The sequence below is a fragment of the Siphonobacter aquaeclarae genome (assembly GCF_900103285.1).
In the GTDB taxonomy this organism is placed as follows: Bacteria; Bacteroidota; Bacteroidia; order Cytophagales; family Spirosomataceae; genus Siphonobacter; species Siphonobacter aquaeclarae.
Genome location: NZ_FNGS01000009.1, coordinates 92773 through 118126, shown reverse-complemented (window position 1 = coordinate 118126; position 25354 = coordinate 92773). Strand labels below are relative to the sequence as shown.

The 25354-nt window shown below is 54.6% G+C and carries 21 protein-coding genes; 6 read left to right on the top strand and 15 right to left on the bottom strand.

The window, feature by feature from the left end; translation table 11 throughout:
* Positions 1-27: 27 nt before the first annotated feature.
* Positions 28-948 carry a PfkB family carbohydrate kinase gene (locus BLR09_RS21285; protein WP_093207696.1) on the top strand — a complete coding sequence of 307 codons (921 nt, stop codon included), beginning with the start codon at positions 28-30 and terminating at the stop codon, positions 946-948.
* A 12-nt stretch (positions 949-960) separates the two neighbouring features.
* Here BLR09_RS21285 and BLR09_RS21280 read toward each other — a convergent pair whose 3' ends face one another.
* The 5 genes from BLR09_RS21280 to BLR09_RS21260 all read right to left on the bottom strand — a co-directional run bounded on the left by BLR09_RS21280 (position 961) and on the right by BLR09_RS21260 (position 6056).
* Complete coding sequence (locus BLR09_RS21280; protein ID WP_093207695.1) at positions 961-2418, bottom strand: amidohydrolase family protein; 1458 nt, start codon at positions 2416-2418, stop codon at positions 961-963.
* A 68-nt stretch (positions 2419-2486) separates the two neighbouring features.
* Entirely contained in the window at positions 2487-3125 is a 639-nt protein-coding gene (locus BLR09_RS21275) for a hypothetical protein (protein ID WP_093207693.1), read from the bottom strand.
* A 126-nt stretch (positions 3126-3251) separates the two neighbouring features.
* A complete protein-coding gene (locus BLR09_RS21270) occupies positions 3252-3773 on the bottom strand; it encodes a hypothetical protein (protein WP_093207691.1) in 522 nt (173 codons plus the stop codon).
* Between the two features lie 112 nt (positions 3774-3885).
* Positions 3886-4632, bottom strand: a complete 747-nt coding sequence (locus BLR09_RS21265) for a LytR/AlgR family response regulator transcription factor (protein ID WP_093207690.1) — start codon at positions 4630-4632, stop codon at positions 3886-3888.
* Between the two features lie 29 nt (positions 4633-4661).
* A complete protein-coding gene (locus BLR09_RS21260; protein WP_093207689.1) occupies positions 4662-6056 on the bottom strand; it encodes a sensor histidine kinase in 1395 nt (464 codons plus the stop codon).
* A gap of 240 nt (positions 6057-6296) precedes the next feature.
* Between BLR09_RS21260 and def the strand changes: the two genes are divergently transcribed.
* Both def and BLR09_RS21250 read left to right on the top strand, forming a co-directional pair.
* Positions 6297-6878 carry a peptide deformylase gene (def, locus tag BLR09_RS21255; protein WP_093207687.1) on the top strand — a complete coding sequence of 194 codons (582 nt, stop codon included), beginning with the start codon at positions 6297-6299 and terminating at the stop codon, positions 6876-6878.
* A 36-nt stretch (positions 6879-6914) separates the two neighbouring features.
* Positions 6915-8090, top strand: a complete 1176-nt coding sequence (locus BLR09_RS21250; protein WP_176785633.1) for an OmpA family protein — start codon at positions 6915-6917, stop codon at positions 8088-8090.
* Between the two features lie 2 nt (positions 8091-8092).
* On the opposite strand, the gene BLR09_RS21245 is transcribed toward BLR09_RS21250, so the two are convergent.
* The 4 genes from BLR09_RS21245 to BLR09_RS21230 form a co-directional block, all read right to left on the bottom strand.
* Entirely contained in the window at positions 8093-8932 is an 840-nt protein-coding gene (locus BLR09_RS21245) for a DUF1207 domain-containing protein (RefSeq protein WP_093207684.1), read from the bottom strand.
* A 47-nt stretch (positions 8933-8979) separates the two neighbouring features.
* On the bottom strand, positions 8980-10341 hold the full coding sequence (locus BLR09_RS21240) for a dipeptidase (protein ID WP_093207857.1): 1362 nt from the start codon (positions 10339-10341) through the stop codon (positions 8980-8982).
* Positions 10342-11025: 684 nt separating this feature from the next.
* On the bottom strand, positions 11026-11667 hold the full coding sequence (gene plsY / locus BLR09_RS21235; protein ID WP_093207683.1) for a glycerol-3-phosphate 1-O-acyltransferase PlsY: 642 nt from the start codon (positions 11665-11667) through the stop codon (positions 11026-11028).
* Between the two features lie 248 nt (positions 11668-11915).
* Positions 11916-13487: an AsmA family protein gene (locus BLR09_RS21230; RefSeq protein WP_143011177.1), complete on the bottom strand. Its 1572-nt coding sequence runs from the start codon at positions 13485-13487 to the stop codon at positions 11916-11918.
* Between the two features lie 21 nt (positions 13488-13508).
* On the opposite strand from BLR09_RS21230, the gene BLR09_RS21225 reads away from it, so the two are divergent.
* A complete protein-coding gene (locus BLR09_RS21225) occupies positions 13509-13724 on the top strand; it encodes a hypothetical protein (protein ID WP_093207680.1) in 216 nt (71 codons plus the stop codon).
* A 98-nt stretch (positions 13725-13822) separates the two neighbouring features.
* On the opposite strand, the gene BLR09_RS21220 is transcribed toward BLR09_RS21225, so the two are convergent.
* From BLR09_RS21220 to BLR09_RS21210, 3 genes are all read right to left on the bottom strand, one after another.
* Positions 13823-15541, bottom strand: coding sequence for an IlvD/Edd family dehydratase (locus tag BLR09_RS21220; RefSeq protein WP_093207678.1), 1719 nt, complete (start codon positions 15539-15541; stop codon positions 13823-13825).
* A gap of 69 nt (positions 15542-15610) precedes the next feature.
* Positions 15611-16192, bottom strand: a complete 582-nt coding sequence (lpcA, locus tag BLR09_RS21215) for a D-sedoheptulose 7-phosphate isomerase (RefSeq protein WP_093207677.1) — start codon at positions 16190-16192, stop codon at positions 15611-15613.
* Between the two features lie 22 nt (positions 16193-16214).
* Positions 16215-17453: a M16 family metallopeptidase gene (locus tag BLR09_RS21210; RefSeq protein WP_093207675.1), complete on the bottom strand. Its 1239-nt coding sequence runs from the start codon at positions 17451-17453 to the stop codon at positions 16215-16217.
* Positions 17454-17603: 150 nt separating this feature from the next.
* On the opposite strand from BLR09_RS21210, the gene BLR09_RS21205 reads away from it, so the two are divergent.
* Positions 17604-18728: a tetratricopeptide repeat protein gene (locus tag BLR09_RS21205; protein WP_093207674.1), complete on the top strand. Its 1125-nt coding sequence runs from the start codon at positions 17604-17606 to the stop codon at positions 18726-18728.
* Between the two features lie 222 nt (positions 18729-18950).
* Positions 18951-19157: a hypothetical protein gene (locus tag BLR09_RS21200; protein WP_093207672.1), complete on the top strand. Its 207-nt coding sequence runs from the start codon at positions 18951-18953 to the stop codon at positions 19155-19157.
* 223 nt (positions 19158-19380) lie between these two features.
* On the opposite strand, the gene BLR09_RS21195 is transcribed toward BLR09_RS21200, so the two are convergent.
* From BLR09_RS21195 to BLR09_RS21185, 3 genes are all read right to left on the bottom strand, one after another.
* Entirely contained in the window at positions 19381-20568 is a 1188-nt protein-coding gene (locus BLR09_RS21195; RefSeq protein ID WP_093207670.1) for an efflux RND transporter periplasmic adaptor subunit, read from the bottom strand.
* A 3-nt stretch (positions 20569-20571) separates the two neighbouring features.
* Positions 20572-24936 carry a CusA/CzcA family heavy metal efflux RND transporter gene (locus tag BLR09_RS21190; RefSeq protein ID WP_093207669.1) on the bottom strand — a complete coding sequence of 1455 codons (4365 nt, stop codon included), beginning with the start codon at positions 24934-24936 and terminating at the stop codon, positions 20572-20574.
* A 126-nt stretch (positions 24937-25062) separates the two neighbouring features.
* On the bottom strand, positions 25063-25323 hold the full coding sequence (locus BLR09_RS21185; protein WP_093207667.1) for a hypothetical protein: 261 nt from the start codon (positions 25321-25323) through the stop codon (positions 25063-25065).
* Between the last annotated feature and the right edge of the window lie 31 nt (positions 25324-25354).

The window sequence follows — 25354 nt, the reverse complement described above, 5'->3', positions numbered from 1 at the left end:
CTTTGTTAACAATACGACACTCTGATAATGAGTCTACTAGCTATCGGCACCGTGGCCTTCGATGCCATTGAATCCCCCTTTGGAAAAACGGATAAAATCATCGGCGGCGCCTGCACCTTCATCTCCCTTTCGGCTTCTTATTTCACCAAACCGGTTCAGATTGTTGCCGTTGTCGGAGACGATTTCCCGCAGGACTACATCCAACTGCTGGAAGATCACGGCGTTGACACCGAAGGCCTTCAGATCAAGCAGGGCGAGAAGTCATTCTTCTGGTCAGGAAAGTACCACAACGACATGAATACCCGGGATACCCTGATCACGGAGTTGAACGTACTCGCCGACTTCGATCCGGTGATTCCGGCCAGCTACCAAGGTTGTGAGTACCTCATGCTCGGTAACCTTTCTCCGCAGGTACAGATGACGGTTCTCGAGCGACTGGAAAAGCGCCCGAAGCTCGTCGTTATGGACACCATGAATTTCTGGATGGAAGTTGCCCGGGAAGACCTCAAAAAGGCAATAGCTAAAGTAGACGTCCTCAGCATCAACGACGAGGAAGCGCGCATTCTTTCCGGTGACTACAGCCTCCGCAAAGCCGCCAAAGCCATTATGGCAATGGGCCCCAAAACCCTGATTATCAAGAAAGGGGAGCATGGCGCCCTGTTATTCCAGGGTGACGATGTCTTCTTCGCACCGGCGCTGCCCCTCGAAGAAGTATTCGATCCCACCGGAGCAGGCGATACTTTTGCCGGCGGTTTTATCGGTTACCTCGCTGCTACTGACGACATCAGCTTCGAAAATATGAAGCGCGCCCTGATCTACGGCTCAGCGATGGCTTCTTTCTGCGTCGAGAAATTCGGTACCGAGCGCCTGCTTAATCTGACAAAAGAAGAAGTGGACGCCCGCATTCAGGAGTTCGTCAAACTCTCCGGTTTCACCGTAGAAGCATAATTACTCCGGGCTTCAGGCGCGTCCTGACGCCCGGGCTGCCACAGGCTTATTGGGAGCCGGTCTGGGATTCCGGATCGGCTTTCCTTTCTCTCCCCTGATTTTTCCGTCTGCATAGGCTACTTCCCCGTTCAGAATAACCGCCCGGATACCGGCAGACTGCTGGTTGGGATTTTCCACTGTTGCGAGTCCGTCGACCTTCTCCGGATCAAAAACCGTGATATCGGCGATGGCTCCCTCGGCTATTTCTCCCCTGCCCTTCAGCGCCGGACGTACCAGCTTCGCGGGAAGTGTCGTCATTTTCGGCAGTATTTTTTCAAGCGGCATGTTGATGCGCCTGGCGTGCGCGAGCGCCGTCGCAAAACAGCCTGCACCGCGGGGATGCGAATTCGCCGATTCCACCGAAACAATCCCCCCGTCCGAGCCGATGAGGCAAAAGTCGGTCTGCAGGGCCAGGTCAATCGTCTTGTCAAATGGCATCGCTCCGTCCGGAACGGCCACCAGGTATCCCGGATGCTTGCGGTAATAGGCAAACGATTCGGGCGTGAGGCGCTTGTTGGTGCCTACGAGCCGAAGATCCTGATAACCAAGACCATATCGTTCCATCCAGCCGTCGTCAAACCGCTTGGAGTGCACATAGGTAGCCCAGTAGCTGTACGGGTACACACAGGTCGTGATTTCCAGTCCGCTTTGCCGGGCCTTGCCGATGAGTTCGAGCGCCTGTTCCATATGAAAGGTGCCTCCGGTTGAGTGCAGGTGGTCCAGGTGCATGCGTACGCCTGTTTCCTTCGCCAGACGAATACCCTCCTTTACGCCCGCCAGTTCCTGCTCTCTGGAAGAGTAGCGGAGGTGGAGAAACATCGGACGGTTGTACTTTTTCGCCAGTTGGGCATAGGCTCTCACTTCGTTGTATGGCGTCGGCTGATACTCCAGGCTATGCGAAACGCTGAGCGCTCCTTCCTCCAGCATTTTCTCCACATGCTTCAGCCGGTCGGGTATTGTTTCAGCTATTCCCCGAACGCCCATGACGTAAATACCGACTCCGTAATTGGTATAATGCGGTTTGGGATCAAAGAAGCGGTGATAGTCTGACGGATTATCCCGCCCGCCGTGAAGTTGCAGGGTCGTCGTAACCCCGTCCGTCAGCTTGAATTGTTCGAATATCCGGTAGTTCTCGGACAGGTCTTTCGGCCCGTCCGCCAGGATATCGATGAACCCGGGGCTGACTATGCAACCCGTCGCATCGACAACTTCCGCGCCAGCCAGCGGACTCTCGCTCAGGTGGATACGCCCTTCGGCAGTAATACCGACATTCCGGAGAAGGAGTTTGCCATCGGTGAATACCTTCCCGTTTTCAATCACAATCGGAAAGGTATCTCCTTCGGACGAAGGCTTGGAGGTCGACGACAAACATCCGGTCAGGACGGCTGCGGTAGAAAGCGATAACCGGTTAATAGCTTCACGGCGATTCATGATGGGAGAAATTAAACCCCCTCGGCACTTCCGGACCGAGGGGGCGGGTATCTGTCAGACCGGCCGGTTTAATGATTGGCCAGGTCTGATAATTTGATAGACTTGGCGACTTCCTTCACGAAATCAGTATTGGGCTGATTCGTTGCCGATACCTGTACGAAAAAGCGGTCGGCAACGCTCAGGATCACTTTCGCGTCTTTCGACTGCTTTCCGTATTCTTCGTATCCCTTGACATCGTCCACGCCCGGATTCCAGCTTTTGGTAATCTGACTTTCGTTTTCCATTTCAATGCCGGTGGCCAGGGCCATCGTTGACATGGAAAGCAGCGCGGCAGCCGCGTTGTAATCGATCAGTTGAATTTTAACGGTCGACTCTTCCCCTTTCTTGTATTCCTGCTCGTAGGAAGAATAGGAAAAGCCCTGCATGTTCATCGTTTGCCCGGCCGGATCGTGTGCCGGCTCGTATCCCGAAACGCCCGAAGGCATGAAATTGGCCAGCTCCTTGTAGGGCATTGCCAGGGTATCTCCTTTGGCGCGGCGCGCTTCCACGCGCTTGCTGATCGTCTCTCCGGACTTGGCAATGTTCTCGGCAGCCTGTGCAACATTCTGTGCGTTCTCCGCCGTTTCCTTCGCTTTGCTCACAAAATTACAGGAAGTGACGGCCATGACCATCGATCCGAAGAGAATAAGGTGTGATGTAAGTTTCATAGGTTTGAAAAGGATGATTGAACGTAACAAGACCCGTCTGTTTTCACCGGCACGGCTGCCAATTTAGCGGTTTATTTCTGTCGGGACGCCGCGATGCGGAGGCAGTTCGTGAACGGTTGCCGGTTGCTATTCTTCCACATATGTTCCGTTGCGATTGACCAGGGTCTTGAAGCATTCAAGCGTTACCCGTATTTTGACGCCGTCGGCTGTTTCTCCCTCCAGCGTTACCGTTTTCTTTCCGCCTCCTTCTTTCAGGGATAGGGTCCCTTTCCCGGTTTTGGCGCCGGCCATCGGATTCGAGGATCCGTTAATTTCATACTTGCGTCCAACCAAAACTTTGCCAAAAGCCACTTTTACGTAAAACTTGTCGGTTCCGGTGCCGGCCGCGGATGCATCGTCTACGATCAGCTGCAGGCTGGAAAATTCAGCATCGCTCTTGCCTTTCTCGGAATACTGGTTTCCGAAAGAAGCAGGTCCCGTCAGTCCTTTTGAACAGGTCGTTTTCGGTGTCGACACCGTGTAAGTGCCGGCATTCGCGCCGCCTGTCAGCGTAACCGTTATACGGGATCCTCCTTCGAAGGTCGAACAGGAGCATTCCGGTTGCCCGGACGGCAGCAGCAGCAGAAAAGAAAGGAGAAGGTTCATCATAGCAGGGGAAAGTGAACCTCCGCAAATACACGAAAATACGCTGCAAAATACCGGCCGTTCCATAACCGGACTCAACGGATTAGTAAAAGAGCAATCGACGCGATCAAATGGGTCAGATCTGCCCCAGACGTGTCATGAACTCGTCTTTTTTGCGCTTGCTGACCTCCGCGTGCCGTCCGTTGCTCATCAGCACATATCCGTCCGACTTGATGTATTTCTTGATGTGGTTCATGTTGAGCAGGAAGGAATGGTGGCTCCGGAAGAAACCATGGTCCGTCAGCAGCTCCTCGTATTCTTTCAGGTTGTGTGACGAAATAATCTTGGTTCCGTCCTGCAGGAAAAATGTGGTATACGGTCCGTCCGCTTCCAGGTAAATGATCTCCTCGATGTTCAGAATCGTGATTCCGTCGGCTGCCGAGATCGTGATTTTGGAAGGAAGTTTTTTCGGTTCCTCCAGCGTCTTCATCAGCAGGTTCAGGCGGGCGCTCAGGGTCTGGCTCTGGCGTTTGGATTGCAGGCGGTGCATGGTAGCCTTGAGCTCGTCGGGGTCGACCGGCTTGAGCAGGTAATCGAAAGCCGAGTACTTGTACGCCTTCACCGCAAACTCATTGTAGGCGGTCACGAAGACGATATCAAAGTCAATGTCGTCCAGCGCCTCGATCATCTCAAAGCCGGTCATTCCAGGCATTTTGATGTCGAGAAAGATAAAATTCGGCTTGTATTTCCGGATCATTTCGATGCCTTCCAGCGCGGAGGAAGCCATGCCCAGCAATTCAATTTCCGGGCAGTAGCGGTTTACCAGTTCTCTCAGCAGGTTTCTACCCCGTATTTCGTCGTCAATAATGAGCGTGGTCAGCATGTTGAATAACAGATTAATAAATGCGTGGATCAGATGGGCAGGGTAACCATCACCCGGGTTCCGGCGGGCCGGCCTGCGGGATCTGCGAGGTCTTCGACTTCAGCGAACGCATTGACGCCCTCCCGTTCGCTCAGTGCCTGCAATCGCTCGTCGGTCAGTTTCATCCCGCGGGACTCGTATTCTTTTTTCAGGGGATTTTGTTCCTGACCGGCTTTCGCCCGTCCGATACCATTATCCTGGATCTCGATGTACAGAAATTCATCGTCCGAAAAAAAAGAAATCGTCAGCTTCCGGTCTCCCTCCTTGTGCAGCAGGCCGTGCCAGATGGCATTTTCCGCATAGGGTTGGACAAGCATCGGCGGAATATTGATCAGGGAAGCGTCAATATGGGTATGTACCAGTATTTCGTAAAAAAAAGCCTGCGTAAACCGCAGCGACTCAACATCCAGGTATAGCCGGAGGCTTTCGATTTCGGACGACAGCGGTATCATCTGCTTGTCGGAACTCTCCAGAATCAGCCGTACCAGTTTGGAGAATTTCGCCAGGTAGCTCGCTGCGGCATCGGTCTGCTCGGTCAGAATACACTCCTGAATCGCATTGAGCGAATTAAACAGAAAGTGCGGATTCATCTGTGCCCGCAGGGCCTTCATCCGGAGGTCGCTCAGAAGCTTGTGCGTCTGCTGGGCGGCAAGTTTGGTTTCCAGCCGCTCCCGCTCCAGTTGCTCCCGTTCCCTGGCCAGTTGCTCAAATACGACTGCCTTTTCGATACTGGCTCGGCGGTGGCGATAGGCCAATCCGAGCGAGAAACACAGCAACTCCAGGATAATCCCGATCTGCATGTAAAACAGCGGCGCTTCCCAGGGCCGAAGGGGCGTACTCGGCCGGATACCTGTGATGGTGGTAACCATGGCAATCGCCCCGAATAATACCAGCAGCAGCGAACCGGCGACAAAATACCGGATGACCCGGTCAGGCGCCTGGGCCATCCGCCAGATAATATAGCCGGAGGCCAGAATCAGGATCGTCCGCATCGCGATATGCAGGTACTCGTGTACCGGTAACCGCCATCCTTCCGAAAAAAAACAAAGGCCCATTTCGACCAGCACATACACCGTCAGCAGCGCCTGTACCCGGGAAAAAAGCTTCAGCAGTTTCTCATCCCGCAACCGCGTAAAGACCGCTGAAAAATCATAGTAAACGAAGTACGCCATCATCGGAACGGCCACCCGTACAAAATGATACGTACCCTCCCGCAGCCATGCTTCTCCCTCCTGACGCAATACAAAATACCCCAGCCACAACAACATGAACAGCGTGTAGTACCCGTAAACCCGCTCCCGGTGGGAATACCACTGCATGATGTTGAAAAGCAACATCGAGGTAACCATCCCCACGAAAGCAATATTCCAGGTATCAAATGTCATGCGAACGCGAGCCTGCCGCCTGCCTCCCGAAACCGGAATTTCTTCCGCTGACCGGAACGGCTGAACGAATTTGATTCCTTAAAATGGAAGAAACCCGGAGGATTAACAAGCGGAGTGGCGGAATTAATGGTCGGATATATTCGCCGCCGCCGGACTCGGAAAAGCCGGAGGGTTTCACGTATTTTGTCTTTTCATTCATCACATACCGCCTGAAACGCCGGGCGGAAAGATCCGGAGTTTATGATTTTACCCATCGTCGCATTTGGTGATCCTGTGCTGAGAAAGGTTACCGAAGATATTCCGAAAGATACGCCTGTGAACCTGCGCGAGCTGGCCGATAACATGTTCGAGACCATGTACAAGGCGTCGGGTGTAGGACTGGCCGCGCCGCAGGTCGGTTACAGCCTCCGCCTGTTTGTCGTGGACGGAACGCCTATTATCGACGGAGAAGAGGAAGACAGCGAAGATTTCGACCCGAGCCTCGTCAATTTCAAGAAAGCATTCGTCAACCCCGAAATCCTCGAAGAAGAAGGGGAAGAATGGGCCTACGAAGAAGGCTGCCTCTCCATTCCGGGCATCCGGGCGGATGTGCTTCGGCCCGAACGCCTCAAAATCCGTTACTTCGATCTCGACTGGAACGAGCACATCGAAGACTACGAAGGCATTGCCGCGCGGATCATTCAGCACGAGTATGACCACCTCGAAGGCATTCTCTTTACCGACCACCTGCCCCCGCTGAAGCGGACGCTTCTCAAAAAGAAGATGTCGAACATCACCAAAGGGGAAATCCGGGTAGACTACAAAATGAAGTTTCCGAAGTAAGCCATGCGGCGCCGGAATCCCTTCAAGAGACACCGCATGCCGGGTATTTTTCCCGGCCTGTGGTGTCTCTTTTTTTGGGGGACGACGTATGCCCAGCTACCCAATTCCTCCGCGCAGGAGCTCGCGCCGGTATTTTCGCCGAAGGGAGATACCCTCTTTTTCGTTCGCGACGGACATCCGCAGAACAAAGGCCTTCAGGATGCGTGGTTTTCAGTTCGCGGGCACGACGGCCGCTGGAGCGAAGCCCTGCCCCTGCCCCTCAATACCCGGTTTGACGACGCCGTTGTGGCGCTGACAGCGGAGGGACTCTACCTGGCCAATCAGTCGACCGGCCGGCGATCCCGCCCCGGTCTTTCCCTGTCCCGCTACCGCAACGGGCAGTGGCAAAAACCGGAAGCCATCGACCTTCCCGGGCTCTCCACCGCTTCCGGGCATATCGGTTTCCATGTCGTTTCTAACTCCCTCCTGCTCGTTGCCATGCCGGCAGCCGGCCGGGAGGACGACGATCTCTTTCTCGTCCCGAAAACAACTTCCCGTGCGGAGCCAATACCACTTGGCCTGAATTCGGACGGAAACGACTTCGCCCCTTTCTGGCGGGAGCCGTACCTGTATTTTGCGAGTGACCGCGGAGGAAATGCAGACCTGTACCGTGCCCGGCGGCTATCGGACGACTGGTCTGAATGGGGAGATCCGGAGCCGCTTGCCGGTATCAATACTCCCGGGTTTGAAGCGTATCCGGCGTTTCACCCGACAGAAGGCTGGCTTTGTTTCGTACGGGCGGAAGAAGGCCGCGACGCCGACCTCGTCGTCGCTACCGAGACGATGCTGTTCAAAGAAAAGCCTATCGAGGTACCGGCAACTACCGGCCTGGCCGTCTCTCGTACAGGCACTATCTACTTCCCTTTCAATTCGGCCGAACTAGTGCCGACTGCGCTGGATCAGCTCCGGCGGCTCGCCGCTCACGCGCAGCAGGAAGCGCCGCGGATCATACAGGTAGTCGGATTTGCGGATGCAGTCGGCGAGGCCGGTTCCAACAAAACCCTTTCCATGCGGAGAGCGGAAGCGATCCGGGCATTTTTGCTGGAAAAGGGCATCCCGGATTCCGTCATACGCCTGTCTGCCGAAGGAAAAGAAAAAGCGGTCGTCCCTTCCGATTCTCCGGAGACCGACCGCCAACCCGACCGAAAGGCCGAGATACAGTTCCTGAAATAACCTCAGAACGGATTCAGGTAGAATCCTATTCCTGCCCAGGTATTGATTTTTCGTTCGAAGACGCTGTATGGCAGCGGCCCGTGAAAAAACTGTAGCGCCAGGCTGATCGGATTCCGGTCCGTTTCGCCCAGCTCAATTCCGAACGCTGCCGAGACGCCCGGGTGAAACTCTGTTTCCTCGATCATACGGGCGTCCACTCCACCCCACCAGCGGGCTTTCTGCCGGTTGGGTTGCTTCCAGACAAACCCGGTCTGCACGTAAAGCCGTTTCCGCTCGGACGACGGACGCAGCCCTAGTCCCACCCCTCCATACAGGCGAACGGCACGGCCCTGATGGCTGTACAAGGCGTCGACCTGCTCGTAGTTGACGGCATTGGGAATGAAATAATTAAGATTCTGCCGGATGAGGTAGTCGTCGCCAAGGTGCGACGACAAGTGATAAATCCGGAAACGCCAGCTATTCGCGCCCCGCTTCAGATTGTAAAGCAGTCCGACACGGTAGTCGACATTAAACAGGTACCGCCGGAAGCGGTTTTCCTTGCTATCATGAAACATTTCGAACTGGGTATTCGCGACAACGTCAAGCGCCAGCTCGGAAGCGTGCTGCTCATCGCGGGACCAGCGCACAAAACCTTTCTGAAAACCAATGGAAAAAGGCGCGAATACGCCATCCTGGCTCACGCCCTCCTGCGAACGGCGCACAATGGAACCACTGGTTTTTGCCTCCAGCGGATCAAGTACGATCGGTTCGAATAGATGTCCTTTGGGAAGAAATTCAGCTTTATTCTGGGCGTAGGAAGAAGAAGCGACCAGGAATGCGGTCAGGAGATACAGAAGACGCATAGAAGCAAAAAAATCCCGGTCTGCCGGGCGGGCAGACCGGGAAGTTGTCAGCGGGAGAGTTCCGCAAAATGTTTGAAGAACAACGGAATCGTTTCAATTCCCTTATAGAAATTGAACAGGCCGTAATGTTCGTTGGGTGAGTGAATGGCGTCGGAATCAAGTCCGAAACCCATGAGTACGGTTTTAAGCCCGAGCTCCTTCTCGAAAAGTGCTACGATGGGGATACTGCCACCGCCGCGCGTCGGGACGGGCTTCTTGCCGAAGCTCTCCGCCAGCGCCGCTTCAGCCGCGCGGTAAGCAGCCGATTCCAGCGGGGTCAGGTAGGGCTGACCGCCGTGGTGCGGGGTTACCTTCACTTTGACGGATTTCGGAGCGATGCGGCGGAAATGCTCGGCAAATAGATCGGTGATTTTGTTCCAGTCCTGATTCGGCACCAGGCGCATGGAGATTTTCGCAAAGGCTTTGGACGGGAGAACCGTCTTGGCGCCTTCGCCGGTATACCCGCCCCAGATGCCGTTGCAATCGAGCGTCGGCCGGATACTCGCCCGCTCCCGGGTGCTATACCCTTCTTCTCCCTGCACATCGTCGATATCCAGGTCGGTTTTGTATTCGTCGAGGCTGAACGGCGCCGACTCCAGCAGTGCGCGTTCGTCTGCGGTCAGTTCCACCACGTCGTCATAAAAATGCGGAATCGTGATATGGCCTTTCTCGTCGTGCAGGCTGGCAATCATTTTCGCCAGCGTATTGATCGGATTGGCAACAGCTCCGCCGTATACGCCTGAGTGGAGGTCGCGGTTCGGACCCGTTACTTCGACTTCCACGTAGCTCAGTCCGCGCAGACCGGTATCGATAGACGGCACGTCGTTCGCAATCATGGCCGTATCCGAAATCAGGATGACGTCTGCTTTGAGTTTTTCGCGGTTGCTGGCGACGAAGGTACCGAGGTTGTTGGAACCCACTTCCTCTTCTCCTTCGATCATGAATTTGACGTTACAGGGAAGCGAGCCCGTTGCCATCATGGCTTCGAAAGCTTTGACGTGCATGAAGAACTGGCCTTTGTCATCGGCCGAGCCACGGGCGTAGATCTTCTCGTCTTTAATAACCGGCTCGAACGGAGGCGAAGTCCAGAGTTCAAGGGGATCAGCGGGTTGTACGTCGTAGTGGCCGTATACAAGGACAGTCGGCAGTGCCGGATCGATGATTTTCTCACCGAAGACGATCGGGTGCCCGTTGGTCTCGTGGAGTTCTGCCACGTCGGCGCCGGCTTTTGCAAGGCTTTCGCGGACGTATTCGGCGGCCTTCCGGACGTCGCCTTTGTAGTTGGAATCAGCGCTGACGGACGGAATCCGCAGGAGTTCAAGTAGTTCGTCGAGGAAGCGGCCTTTGTGGGCCTGGAGATAGTCTTGCATAGAGAATGAATTCAGACGTGCAAAAATAGGAAAACCCGTGCGGTGCGAGCGCATGGAACATGAAAAAGGAGGTAGGTTGGGTTTTCTCACAGACTTAACAGAACGGGTCTTATATGACAGGATTCTGTTTTTTCTCACAGACTTCACAGAATACACAGACAAAAAAGACTGAAACGATAAGGTACCTTCTGTGAAGTCTGTGTTTTCTGTGAGAAATAAAATTTATCTCCCGACCAGACGGGTCTGCACGTCAGGGACTTTATTTTTCTCACAGACTTCACAGAATACACAGACAAAAAAGACTGAAACGATAAGGTACCTTTCTGTGAAGTCTGTGTTTTCTGTGAGAAATAAAATTTATCTCCCGACCAGACGGGTCTGCACTTCAGGAACTTTATTTTTCTCACAGACTTCACAGAATACACAGACAAAAAAACCGAAACGATAAGGTACCTTTCTGAGAAGTCTGTGTTTTCTGTGAGAAATAAAATTTATCTCCCGACCAGACGGGTCTGCACTTCAGGGACTTTATTTTTCTCACAGACTTCACAGCATACACAGACAAAAAGACCGAAATGATAAGGTCTTCTGTGAAGCCTTTGTTTTCTGTGGGAAACAGACCAAACAAACAAGGGCTGTCGTCACGTTGTGAGACAGCCCTTGCTCTGATAAACCAGTCCGGTATTACCGGCTCCGGCGACGACCGATCGGCACCCGGCTTTCTTCGCCGCGCAGCAGGCGGCCAATGTTCTTGTGGTGCGTATAAACGATCAATGCGAATAAGACAAATCCAAAGATAATCAGCAGGTTACTTTCCGGACCGAAGAGTCCGAAGACCATCATCAGCGGGAAAGACAACGTCGCTAGGATAGAACTCAGCGACACGTATCGGGATGAAATCATCACCAATACAAAAACAGCTATACAGGCTCCGGCTGCTTCCGGGTGGATACTGAGTACCATCCCGAGCAGGGTAGCTACCCCTTTTCCGCCTTTGAAATTGGCAAAAACAGGGAACAGGTGACCAATCACCGCGATGATACCGAAAGCGAGCTTCATCGGCACGCGTTCATCCATCGAAATCTCCCCGAGGTAAAATAAAATCAGGGCCAGGTTGGCTGCAATCCAGCCTTTAAGCACATCAATCAGCAACACAATTGTTCCGGCACGCTTGCCTAATACCCGGAAGGTATTCGTGGCTCCCGCGTTGCCGCTACCGTGATTCCGGACATCAATACCGAAGAAAGCCTGTCCATACCAAACTGAGGTAGGAATGGAACCCAGTAAATAAGCCAGAATACCGGCAATCAGGACGCTTACAGTCATTTGAGATGCGTATAAAAGCTAAGGGTCAGGGCCGGCGCCTTAACAATTCCGTAACGCCAAGCCAACCAAATATAGCGGCAAAACGTCCCAGGCAGCCTATCCCCAGTTTACAAAAATACAAAATTAATAGGTTTTTAAGAGTTCGCCGGAGGTTTTTATTTCGCCCCTTCCGGGCGTTGGCACTCCGCGCCCGGGACAGTCCCGACTGTCCCGATTATCTCCTGTTAAATAAACGATATTTTTAGTTCCTAGGTTCTTTTCACTGAGCTCCAGAGGCCTGAACGAATGCTTCGCCAGAGTATTCCCCAGAAACTTTCACCCGGAATACGGGTATAACGGATCGCTCCGGTCCGTACTTCCTTCCGGGGCATCGGGTTGTGTTTGTAGACAAGCAACCGGTTGGCCGTGAACGATAACAGGTCCCGGATGCGAAAGCCCTTTCCTTCGTCGTGCTTCAGGATTTTAACAGAAAGATCCTGATACAAAAACGAAGCCGTCCCGGAAGACGTGCGTTCGTCTCCCGAAAACTGAAACCGCAGGTGATTTACCCGCCCGGATTCAATCGAAACCTTCGCCAGCGGCTTAAATACAGGATTCATCGACGGAAGATCTACCGGCCCCAAATCCGCCCGGCATTCATAGTAGCCCTTCGCAGATCCCTGCCGAAATCGGAAATCAACGCGGAGCGGATATTGCCCCATGAAACGGGTATCGAAATGAGCCAGGCACCAGGGTCGGGTTTTTAAGACGGCGGAGTCGTTTGAAAGCCCCGAAATCGTTCCGCGGATACCCCTGAAGCTGACGCCGCCGGTCTTCCGCGTATCGGGATTGAACTCATCGTACCGGACGTTAATACCGGCCACCGAAATCGTATCACAGGAAACGAAAAGCGGTAGTTTTATGAATTGCTGCATAGGAAAGGGATTCCGTGGGCCGGATGCCTTCGAAGAACGGTTGCGGACTTCGAATACGGCAACATCGCCCTCGTCCACACGCAACGTCTGCAACCGCACGGCGGTATCACTCAATTGCACTCCCTCAGCCTGTATATGCGCGGCAGAGGCTGCCGTGTAGGTATTCCCGCCGGATTTCCGTACATGTTCGAACCGTTTGTTCCGGGGTTGTATCGAAGCGGTATTCATCTCCAGCCGGCTGTTTTCAAATGAAAGAGAAGCGAGGCGGTAATCCGACCACTCGTCGCCCGTCCATAGTGAATCAGCCTGAAGCGAAACCAGTCGGCCGGGAAGCCCGTCGGCCCGTGCCTGGTGCTGCAGGGAGTCGACCTGAAACGTAATCCGGCCGATGGCAGCAACAGCAGTTCCGGTAGAATCGAGTACCCTGAAATGCCCCTCCCGGCATTGGACCGACCCGACAGACCATTCTACACCCTCGCTGCTTTCGGAAGTTGACACACGTGCCGGACGGTACGCGAAGTCGGGACGGATAACCAGGATTTCATCTATGCGAATTTGATTAGTCTTCCACCATGCCAGAAGATGAATGGAACGAATATCGATTTGTGCAATAGTACCCACGACAAACGCTCCGCGCGTAGCTGAGTCCGCCTGGATTTTCAGGCCCGACAGCATACCCGCCCCCGTCAGGAGATTATAGCGCATGGAACCTATTTCGAGGCGGTAGCCGGCTTCTTTTTCCGCGACGCGGATGAGCCGGTCGCCCAGCAGCGGTTTGAGGAAAAACATCCCCACTATCCAGGCAAGTACCGGTATCAAAAGGAGAATGGAGAGTATAGCGCCTATCCGGCGGTAAAGGGGACGTGCCGCAGCAGTACCCGCGGATGGAGGTGTGGACGTATCCATGGTATGGCCTTTTCGGGTTGGATGAAAACCCTGTACCAGTTTGTTCCTATGGATGCCACCGGAAAGATCTTTCGTCTGGGTATTGTCGGCCTGCTTGCGGTACTGTTGATCGCAGTAGGTGGCAGCCTGCTGTTCCTGCCGCGGAAAAGACCCGGTCCCGAACCGGGGGTAACTGCCTCGGATACCATTTTCGGCGATACCTTGTTTGAACCGGTGAAGCGCGCAAAGAAGAAATAAAAAACCTTCTGTGTATTCTGTGCTTTCTGTGAGAAACTAAAAAATTGCTCACAGAAAGCACAGAATACACAGAAGGCTAAATTTTTCCTGTGAAGGAATCAGTGTGAATCCCTCAGTTTCCAGGTACCGGAGTTTCCGACGAGAAAGTCAAGGTCTGCGCCTTCATGCGACTGCTGAACGTGCCGGAGATAGAGGTTGACATATCCGCGGTCATATCCGAGGTTCAATGGTTGCCATTCCTTCCGGCGGGTTTCGAGTTCTTCGTCAGATACATGCAGGTGGAGGGAGCGGTTCGGCACATCGAGCGTAATGAGGTCTCCGTTCTGTACCAAAGCCAGATTTCCGCCAACAGCCGCCTCCGGTGAGACGTGGAGTACCACGGTACCAAACCCGGTACCGCTCATCCGCCCGTCCGAAATACGGATCATATCATGCACGCCCTTTTCAATGATTTTCTTGGGAAGCGTCATATTCCCGACTTCCGGCATACCCGGATAGCCACGGGGGCCGACGTTCTTCAGTACCATAATGCACGTTTCATCGATATCCAGATCGGGATCGTCGACGCGGGCTTTGTAGTCGTCAATGTCTTCGAACACCACGGCCCGACCGGTATGTGTCATCAGGTGCGGACTGGCCGCGGAGGGCTTCAGTACGGCCCCGTTTGACGCCAGGTTACCTTTCAGCACCGCCAGCCCGGTATTCGGCTTGAACGGATTATCGACCGTCGCGATAATCTCCCGGTTATGGGCGCCGGCATCGGCGATATTGTCGCCCAGCGGCGCGCCGGTAGCGGTAACTGCGTCCAGGTGCAGGAAACCTTCGAGTTCCTTCATGACAGCCGGGATGCCGCCCGCGTAGTACAGGTCTTCGAAGAAATGCTCGCCGGAAGGCTGTACGTTCGCGATAAAGGGGATTTCTTCCGAAAGCTTGTCAAAGTCTTCAAGATCGAGCTCTACGCCTACCCGGCCGGCAATCGCCTTGAGGTGAATGACGAAGTTCGTCGACCCGCCGATGGCGGCATTGACCATGATCGCGTTTTCAAACGCTTTCCGCGTGAGGATTTGCGACATTTTCAGGTCATCCTTCACCATTTGCACAATGCGGCGACCGGTGAGGTGCGCCAGGGCCCGCCGACGCGAGTCGGCAGCCGGAATAGACGCATTATTCGGCAGGGTCAGTCCGAGGGACTCCACCATCGACGCCATCGTTGAAGCCGTACCCATTACCGCACAGTGACCGGCACTGCGGGCCATGCAGGCTTCGGCGGCGATGAATTCCTCCTGCGTCAGCTCCCCTACTTTATAGGCTTCAGCAAAGCGCCAGACATCCGATGTACCGATTTTGCGGCCTTTGAAATGCCCGGCCAGCATCGGTCCTCCGGAAAGTACGATCGTCGGCAGGTCCACACTGGCCGCTCCCATGACGAGCGAGGGCGTAGTTTTGTCGCAGCCGCACATCAGTACGACACCGTCAACCGGATTGGCGCGGATCGATTCTTCCACATCCATGCTCACCAGGTTGCGGTACAGCATGGCAGTAGGCTTGATGAGGGTTTCCCCGAGAGACATCACCGGAAACTCTACCGGAAAGCCGCCGGCCTCCCAGATACCCCGCTTGATGTGCTCGGCCAGTTCGCGAAAGTGACCATTGCACGGCGTCAGCTCCGACCAGGTATTGCAGATACCGATAACCGGCTTTCCGGTAAACTCATCGTGCGGAACACCCTGGTTTTTCATGAACGACCGGTAGATGAAGCCGTCTTTGCCGCCTTTACCGAACCAGTCCTGCGAGCGGTACTTCTTTTCTTCTTGCATAGGTGTTAGAGGAAATCTGCTGATAGGGTCTCCGGAGAAAAGACGTCCGTTGACGGGCGTTTCCCTGCGTCAGTCGACGACCAGTTTCTCAATCAGCATGATCAGGATATGAATGATTTTGATGTGAATCTCCTGAATACGATCGGCATAGCCAAAATGCGGAACACGCAGTTCCACGTCGGCAGTACCGGCCATTTTTCCGCCATCCTTACCGGTAAGGGTAATGACGTGCATGCCTTTCTTCCGGGCGGCTTCCACCGCGCGGATGATATTGGCGGAATTGCCCGAGGTACTGATACCCACCAGTACATCTCCCTCCTGCCCCAGCCCTTCGACAAAGCGGCTGAAGACAAACTCATACCCGTAATCGTTTGATACACAGGAAATATGGCTCGGATCTGATACGGCGATGGCGGGAAGCGACCGGCGGTCGTCCCGGTAGCGTCCGGTAAGCTCCTCGGCGAAATGCATGGCGTCGCAATGCGAGCCGCCGTTGCCACAGGAGATGATTTTTTTTCCGTTCTGAATAGCCGACGCCAGCAGTCTGGCGGCGTCTTCGATGCGTTGAAGGTTGGTTTCCTCTTTCAGGAACCGGTCCAATACCTCCTGAGCTTCTGTCAGTTCCTGATGAATAAGGGTTTGTAATGACATGAGATGGGTATGATTGTCGGCCCTATGCCTGAGCCTCGTAATGTAATGTCGAACAATTTGCGGGACGGAGAATGGATGCGGTAGCGGCAGCAATGCCGTCGGCCGTTACGGACTGAATCCGTTCCGCTTCGCCGTTGACCCAGCCGGCGTCGGCGCCATTGGCGGCGAAGGCCAGGTTCATGGCCCGGTTGAGCAGCTCTACCTCGGCAAAGGCCAGGGTAGCTTCCGCCTGGTTTTTAACTTTTTGTACTTCCGATTCGAGCGGGCCCGTTGCCAGCAATTCATCGATTACCGATTGTACGGCGGCTTCTCCTTCCTCGAGCGACACGCCCCGGTTCAGGTTACCCTGGATGACAAACAATCCCGGTTCCAGACTGGCCGTCGGGTATGCGTTGATGGAATTGAAGACCGGATTTTCCTTCACCAGTTTCCGGTACAGGCGGGAGGACTTGCCTCGGCCAAGAATATCCGCCATCAGGTCGGCTTCGTAAAAAGCCTGCTCATACCGCCCGCCCATGTGGTAGGCTTTGTAAAGGGCGTGCAGGGGTACTTTGGCGCCGGTTTTCAGGAAGCGGGCTTCGGTCTGAACGGGTTCTTTTGGCAGATGGCGGTTATAGGCGGCGCCAGGCGCGATCGGTTCAAACCATTTCCGGCAAAGTTGCTTGACCTGTTCGGTGGTGACATTGCCGGCAACGACCAGCACTGCATTATTGGGCAGGTAATACCGGAAGAAAAAATCACGAACGTCGTCGAGCGTAGCTTCTTCAATATGGCTGATTTCCTTGCCGATCGTTGCCCACTGATACGGGTGAGTCGTATACGCGAGCGGACGCAGCTTCAGCCAGACATCGCCATAGGGCTGATTCAGGTACCGTTGTTTGAACTCTTCGATGACCACGCTGCGTTGCACTTCCAGCACCTCAGGATCAAAGGAAAGCGACATCATCCGGTCGGACTCGAGCCAGAAAGCCGTTTCGAGGTTGGTAGCCGGCAGTGTGATATAGTAATTGGTAATATCGGCGGATGTAAAGGCATTGTTTTCCCCGCCGACACGCTGCAGGGGCGTGTCATAGTCGGGAATGTGCGCCGATCCGCCAAACATCAAATGTTCGAAAAGGTGTGCAAACCCTGTCTTTTCCGGGTTTTCATCCCGGGAGCCCACGTTGTAGATCACGTTGACCGCCGCCATGGGCGTCGTCGGATCTTCGTGAACAAATACCCGGAGGCCGTTATCCAGCAGGAACGATTGATAGGGAATCATGAGACAAAAAGCGGGTGCTGCGAATACGGAACATCCGCTTCGGAAAGACAAATCTAAGGGTCTGGGCGAAATGCTTCATACCTTTACCGGATCATTCTTATTATCGGTTTCCGGCGGAGCCCACCGTCCGGAAGCCTTTTTTCCCAAGCCATGAACTACCTATTCAGAAAAGTACTCCTCTGTCTCCTGCTCACGGGAGGCTGTTTCTTCCCTGCTCAAAGCCAGATTCTTCACGACAAGGATACCCAGCACCTGGTGCTGGAAGCGCTGCGAAACCTCTACAACTTCGAATTCCGGGAAGCCGAACCCTTTCAGCAGAAAATCCGGGCACGCTACCCGGATCACCCCGTCAACCCGCTCCTTCAGGCGATTCAGTTGTATTGGCAGTACCTGCCTCTTGTGGAAAACCAGGCGATGGCCGGGAAATACGAAGCCTACCTGCGGCAATCGCTTCAGCAGGCGGAAAAAATGCGGTCGGCCGACAAGCACGACACCGAAGCTACCTTTTTTCTGCTCGCGTCACATAGCTACCTGGCCATGCTCGAATCCGACCGGGGCGATTTCATGAAAGCCCTCGGCGAAGCCAAGCGAACCTATACGTACATGCGCAAGGGCTTTAAGCTGATGGACCAGAACCCGGAGTTTTTCTTCTCTACCGGTCTGTACAACTACTACCGGGAGCAATACCCGGAAGATCACGGAATTGTAAAGCCGTTTATGTTCTTTTTTCAGGGAGGAAATAAAACCCTCGGCCTGAAACAGATGGATACCGCTTTTGAAAAATCCCTGTTTTCCCGGACAGAAGCCGCCTACTACCTGGTACACGTCTTCCTGAAACATGAAAACAGTCCGGCCAGGGCGCTTCATTATTCCCAACCTATCTACCGGGAGTTTCCCGAAAACCTCTTGTACCTGACCCGGCATGCGGAAGCACTGACGCTGGCCGGCCATTACCAGGAAGCCGAGCCGCTCGCCCAGCAGCTGACGCAGAAAAAAGGATATGTTTTCCGCTCTGCCGGGGAGACCTTCCTCGGCCTTATTCTCGAAAAAGGCAAGAAGAACGATGCCGCCGCCGCTGCCCACTACCAGCGCGTCATCAAAGAGAAAATCAACGAGCAGTATACCCAGGACTACCATGCAATGGCTTATGCAGGCCTGGCCCGTATCGCCGACCGCGCCGGGCAAACCAAACAGGCACGCGAGTACTACGCCAAGGCCGGCAAACTGGGCGAGTACAGGAGTACGTTGCAGGAAGTGAAGGCGTACGGGAAGTAGCGGGGGGCAAGGGGCAGAGGGCATAGGGTAGTCTACTCGCCCTCTGCCCTCTGCCCCCTGCCCCCTGCTTTTTAACAGGGATTTAACCCCCTTTTTTCTCCACCGATACAGATTCTCTCTAAGTTTGTTCGTGTCCAAAGACGCTGAAAACACAACCTAACAGGCTGTATGACAGCGCTTTGCCCAAACAAAACGAACCTCCAAAACAAACGCGTTTCACTCATGAAAAAAGTCCTGCTGCTCATCGCTGTGGTTTCCCTGACAACGACTGTTTTTGCCCAGGAACCCAAAGCCAAACACCACCATCACGCCAAAAAATCGGAGATGGCCGGTGATATGAAGAAGACCGAAGCTTCTGCCGAAAAAACAGGCAAGGAATCGAAGAAAGAAATGAAAGCTGAAGCGAAGAAGGCGAAGCAACATAAGTAGCAAAGGGCATGGGGCAGAGGGCATAGGGTAGCGTATTCGCCCCATGCCCTCTGCCCCATGCTCCATGCAAAAAAGCACCTATTTAGTCTGCGGGACAGCGACAGTCGGCGAGTATCCCACCCCATGCCCTCTGCCCCATGCTCCGTGCCAAAAAGCACCTACTTAGTCAACGGGACAGCTACAGTCGGCGAGTATCCCACCCCATGCCCCATGCCCCCTGCCCTTACTCACTCTTCTTCCGTTCCGCTTCCAGCGCCAGGATATTCTTGTTGGCGACCTTGATACCCGCCGGTACTTTCTCCAGGACTTTCACCTGGACATAATCTTCTCCCTCGTTTTCGACTTCCACCTTCAGCTTCCGGAGCGGAATCTTCGCTGCGTTGGGTTCTGAGGTACCGAAGATATAGTTGGCTTCGCCATCGTTTAGTATAGCTGTTTTCGGTAATGTATTCGGGCTGTTTTTCTCCGTCGCACCGACAATACGCGCCCGCACGTTCATTTCCGAGAAGATAATTTCGTTTGTCTTCGGGCGTTTGAAGTTGACATACAGCGTAATAGCTCCGTTTTCGGTATCAAGCGAGCGGGAGACATTCGCTACCGTTCCCTGTACCATCGGAATGGCTTCGTTCGGGAAACTGATGTCTACCTTCTGCCCTACCTGCACCAGCTCCGCGTCTTTTTCATAGACATAGATATTCGCCTGAAGCTGCTCCGTGCTGATGATTTCCACGAGGGGGTCGGTCGGATTGGCCAGTTTCCCGAGGTTCTGGAATACTTTCAGGATCGATCCGCTGATCGGCGCCCGGACAATTACCACCGGAGATATCTCGGCCTTCCGGACGTTATTAAGCTGATTCGCGTCGAAATTGAGCAGGCTCAGCTTGGCCTTCAGGGCTTTTACCCGGCCCAGAGCGGCGTTGAGTTTCGCTTCGGTGGATTGATATTCCGCCAGTACACCCACGTTGCTTTTCTTGAGTTCTTCCTGACGCTTGTATTCGATTTCGAGGAAGTCGGCCTCGCTGCGTGCGGAGATATACTGGTTTTGCAGTTCCAGAAACTCCATACTGGTCAGCTTGAGCAGGGGTTGCCCTTTCGTGACAAACTGGCCTTCGCGTACGTAGATCGCATCGACGTGGCCCTCCACCTCGCTGTGTACTTCCGAACGGCTGTCGGGCAGCAGCTTGATTTTTCCGCTGGCGTTGATTACCGGACGAAGCTGGCGGTTTTCGAAACTCACAAGGTTTACATTCACCGATTCAAGCTGCTGCAGCGACAACCGCAGGGAATCGGCGCTGGTGGTTACTTCCTTCTTTTCTTCGGCGGTTTCTGTCGCCTCGCTTTCCGAACACCCGCTGAGCGTGGTCGCAATAAGCGCCAGCGCGGCGATAACGGGCAAAAATGTCTTTTTCATGGATTATTCTCCTTTGAGGTATTGAATCGTGATGATGGCGTTGTTGACATTGCGGAGCGCGTCGAGGTGTTCGGCCCGGATCCGGAATGCCTCCTGCAGGTTGAGCAGGAAGTTATAGTACCCGATGCTGCCCAGGCGGTAGCTGTCCTGCGCCGCTTTGATAATCTCGTCGGCCTGGTTCAGACCAAAGGTCTCGTAGTAGGCCAGGGATTCGCTGTACGCCCGGTAGTCTGAAAACGCTTTGTCGTGCAGGCCCTGGAGTTCATACCGGTTGAGCGCAATCTGCTGCTGTGCGATTTCGATGTCCTTGCGGGCGCCGGCCTGGCGTGATTTGTACTGCCATTGCCAGAGCGGTACGGTCAGTCCGAATTCCCAGCGGAACTGTATGGGCGTATCGCGGTTGCCCTGGTTCATGTATCCGAGGGAGATACCCGGCAGCTTGCGGCTTTTCTCGACGTCAAACATCTTCTCGCTCAGCTTCCGGTTTTCCTCGTAGAATCCGATGCGGGGATTGCCGGCAAACGAAGAATCCAGCGGGGAGACCGGTACCTGGTACTTGATGCGTTCAAAATCTCCGTCTATTGCCCGGGTACTGTCGGGCTCCAGGCCGGTCAGAATCCATAGCTGAATCCGGGCGCCGCGGAGGCGGGCCCGCGACTGGCGCAGGTAGATCTGGTTTTCGCGGTACTGCGCTTCGGCGTTGAGCCGTTCGATGCGGGAAATCTGCCCGACATTCAGCCGGACATCCGTCACCTTCACGAAGTTGGCCAGCAGGCTGTCCTGCTGTTCGTAATTGGCGATTACCTTGTCGTAATACAGAATCTCATTGTATACCGAACGTACCTGATACGACAAGTCGTTGATCGTCACCCGTTTCTCCGACTCATTCAGCCGGATCTGCTGGCGCTGGGCCTGCTTCTGATGCGAATACACCGTCGGAAACTGGATGTTCTGCATGAACCCGAGACGCATGTTTTCACCTGTCGGCGACTGTGTGTAGATACGGGGCGCGTCGATGTTGACCGTCGCCGGAAGCAGGACCTTCTGCTTTTCAATCCGCAGGTCCGCCAACCGGGTCTGCGGGTTGTTTCTTCTGGCGAGATCGAGGGCTTTGTCGAGCGTCAATACCCGGACGTCTTCCTTTTTAACCGGCGCCTGTCCGTGAGCAGCGCCTGCCAGCAGCAGGACAGCCAGGATAGTCGTGACCGGTACAGCCTGCGCCTTCCGTCCGCGGGGATGTCCGCCTCTCGACGGGCGTTTTACAAACAGGGCATACAGAATGGGTAATACTATCAAGGTCAGAATCGTCGCCGTCAGAAGACCGCCAATCACGACCGTCGCGAGCGGTTTTTGTACTTCTGCGCCTACGCTTGTCGACAACGCCATTGGCATAAACCCAAGCGCTGCCACAAACGATGTCATCAATACCGGGCGGAATCGTTCTTCGATTCCCATCAGAACCCGCCGGTCAGGGTTGTCGATCCCCTGGCGGCCCAACTCGTTGAAGTGGCCGACCAGCAGGATCCCGTTCAGTACCGCCACGCCAAAGAGGGCAATAAACCCGACGCCGGCGGAAATACTAAAGTTCATATCCCGGAAAAGCAGGGAGAAAACGCCGCCAACGGCCGACAGCGGCACAACGGCATAGATCAGGAGACTATCCCGGAAGTTCCGGAACGTCAGGTAAAGCAATCCGAAAATGATGACAAGGGAAATCGGGACGACAATCGCCAGGCGGGACTTCGCCCGGGAGAAGTTTTCAAATTCCCCTCCATAGTTTACGCTGTATCCCTTGGGAAGTTTGACCTTGGCGTCGACTTCCTTGATTACATCGTTCACGACCGACTCCAGGTCGCGCCCGCGGACGTTGAACCCGAGGTTGACAACCCGCTTGAGGTTTTCGTGGACAATCTCCGAAGGCCCGATCGTTTCGGTGATATCGGCGATTTCCCGAAGCGGAATAGGATTGTTATTCTGGTCGTTGATGAGCAGGTTTTCGATGTTTTCCGGGCGGGTACGGTCCTCTCCCGTCAGCCGGAGCGTCACGTCAAAACGGCGGTCGCCCTCGTATACCACGCCGGCTGTAGCGCCTCCGAAAGCCATTTGTACGGCCCGATTGACCTGCTCTACCTTGATGCCGTGGATCGCCATGCGCTGGCGGTCATACTTGATATTGAGGTGGGGAAGCCCGAATACCTTGCTTCCCTTGACATCCACCGCTCCGGGTACATTCCGGACGATCTGGATAATCTGCTTGGTCCGGCTGACGAGGGTATCCAGATCGGTACCATACAGCTGAACAACAACATCCGTCCGTGCCCCGCTGATCATGTCGTTTACCCGGCTTTCAATGGGCTGGGAAATAGCGTAGATCGGTCCGGGGAACTGCGCCATGTACTCGTTGATTTTTACAGCCAGCTCTTCCTGGTTATGCGCTTTTTTCCAGAACTTCTTGTCTTTCAGCTCCAGGTAGAGTTCCTGCGATTCGAGGGGCAGCGGATCTACCTTGACTTCCGACGTACCAATTTTAGAAACGGCTCCTTCTATTTCATCCGGGAAAGCACTCATCAGGCCCTTCTGGAAAATCTGGCTTTGGCGGATGGATTCGGTGAGCGTTGTCCCGACCGGAAGATCCATGTCCACGACGATATCCCCTTCCTGAATCTTCGGCATAAACTCGCCGCCGATCTTTCCGAAGCCGATCACCCCCCCCGCCAGCACTGCAAAGGCAAAGACAATGACGGCCCATTTGAACCGCAGGCCGAGCCGGATAACCGGGCGCAGGCCTTTGAGGAAGAACTGGACAATTTTTTCGGAGAAACCGTCGTGATGCGCCGACTTCGGCGGCCGCAACACTACCGCGCACATCATCGGCACATAGGTAACGGCCAGTAGCAGCGCGCCGATAATCGCGAACCCGACGGTCTTGGCCATCGGCGAGAACATCTTGCCCTCGACGCCTTCGAGCGTCAGGATCGGGAAGTATACGATCAGGATGATCAATCCCCCGAAAACCACCGACTTCTTCACCTCTGCCGCCGCGCTGATGATGACGTTCTGCCGGTCGGTATAAGTCATTTTCTTTCCGGCAAACTTACCCAACGCCAGCGCCAGGTAAAGAACGGCGGACTCGACAACGATAATCGCCGGGTCGACCAGCAACCCGAAGTCAATCGCGCCGAGGCTCATCACGTTTCCGACGACGCCGAACAGCTTCATCCAGATAAAGGCAAAAAGCATGGCCAGCGGAATCACCGACGCCGCCAGGAGGCTCGCCCGCCAGTTTCCGAGAAATAACAGGATCACCAGCATGACGATGATTGCGCCTTCCACCAGGTTTTTCGCGACTGTCGCGATGGCAGCATTCACCAGCTTGGAGCGGTCGAGGAAGGGTTCGATGACCAGGCCCGGCGGCAGCTCCTTCTGAATCTCCGCGAAACGCTCTTTCAGCGTTGTAATGACCTGATTACCATTGGCTCCCTTCATCATGAGAATAGAGCCGCCGACTACCTCTCCTTCCCCGTTGTTCGACAATGCGCCAAAACGCAGGGCATGGCCAAATTCCACATCCGCGACGTCCTTGATCAGGATAGGTACGCTGCCGTTTTTCTTGATGACGGCATTGGCGATGTCTTCGAGCGACTGCGCCAACCCGATACCGCGGATGGTAAAAGCTTTGTTTTCTTTTTCGATATAGGCGCCGCCGGTATTGGAGTTGCCTTTGTTGAGGGCTTCGTAGAGTTCGTCGACCGTTACGCCAAGCGCCCGCATCTGATCGGTTTTGATCTTGGCCTGATACTCCTTGGCATACCCGCCGTAACCGCTGACGTCGGCCACGCCCGGCAGGCCGAGCAGCCGGCGACGGACGACCCAGTCCTGAACCGTCCGGATTTCGGTCAGGGTATACGGACTGTTATTGAGATCTTTCGGACGGATCACGTATTGGAAGATTTCGCCGAGACCGGTGGATACCGGCCCGAGGATGGGAGTACCTGCTCCCTGCGGGATTTCGGCCTGTACCTGCGTCAGGCGTTCGAAAACCTGCTGACGGGCCCAGTAGATGTCTGTATCATCGGTGAAGATGAGTTTGACAACAGAGGAACCGAATTTCGAGTACGAGCGCGCCTCGGTGAGCCCCGGAATATTGGCCATAGCCATTTCGATGGGCGTCGTGATATAGCGCTCGATTTCCAGTGAGGATAAGTTCGGTGAATTGGTGATGACGTCTACCTGCTGATTGGTTACATCGGGCACGGCATCAATTGGGAGGGTTTTCAGCGAATACCCGCCCCAGATGGCCATGAGCAGTACCAACAGGCCGACGGTGTACGGGCTTCGTACACTGAAAGCAATAATCTTGTCAATCATAGCGGTTGGGGGATGTCCGGTAAAACAACCGGCATCCGTTTGTGGCAGAATGGTAAATACGCAGTCCGGCCTCTCCGGACGAACATCCGGAGGTCTGTCTGGCAGACCGGTGCAGAAAAGGCAGTATTATCCTGCCCGGGGCGGCGGCGGCACCAGGAGGCTGTCTACAGACTGATAATGGAAAGCATAGGGAGTACTCTCGGATACCGGCCGGAGAATCAATACGGCAAGCCGGCAGGGAGCGGAGATGAGAAGCCCGTCATCCGAATAAGAAGATACGCCGGAATCCTGAGGGGCCTGATCTTCACCGGACTGGGTTTCCCAATGAGGTTCTATCCCCGGACCCTCTACATACCGCACCTTGAGGCAGGTCTGGTACGCCGGCATAATAGTCGAAGTATTTCTTTCTAAAGTACAA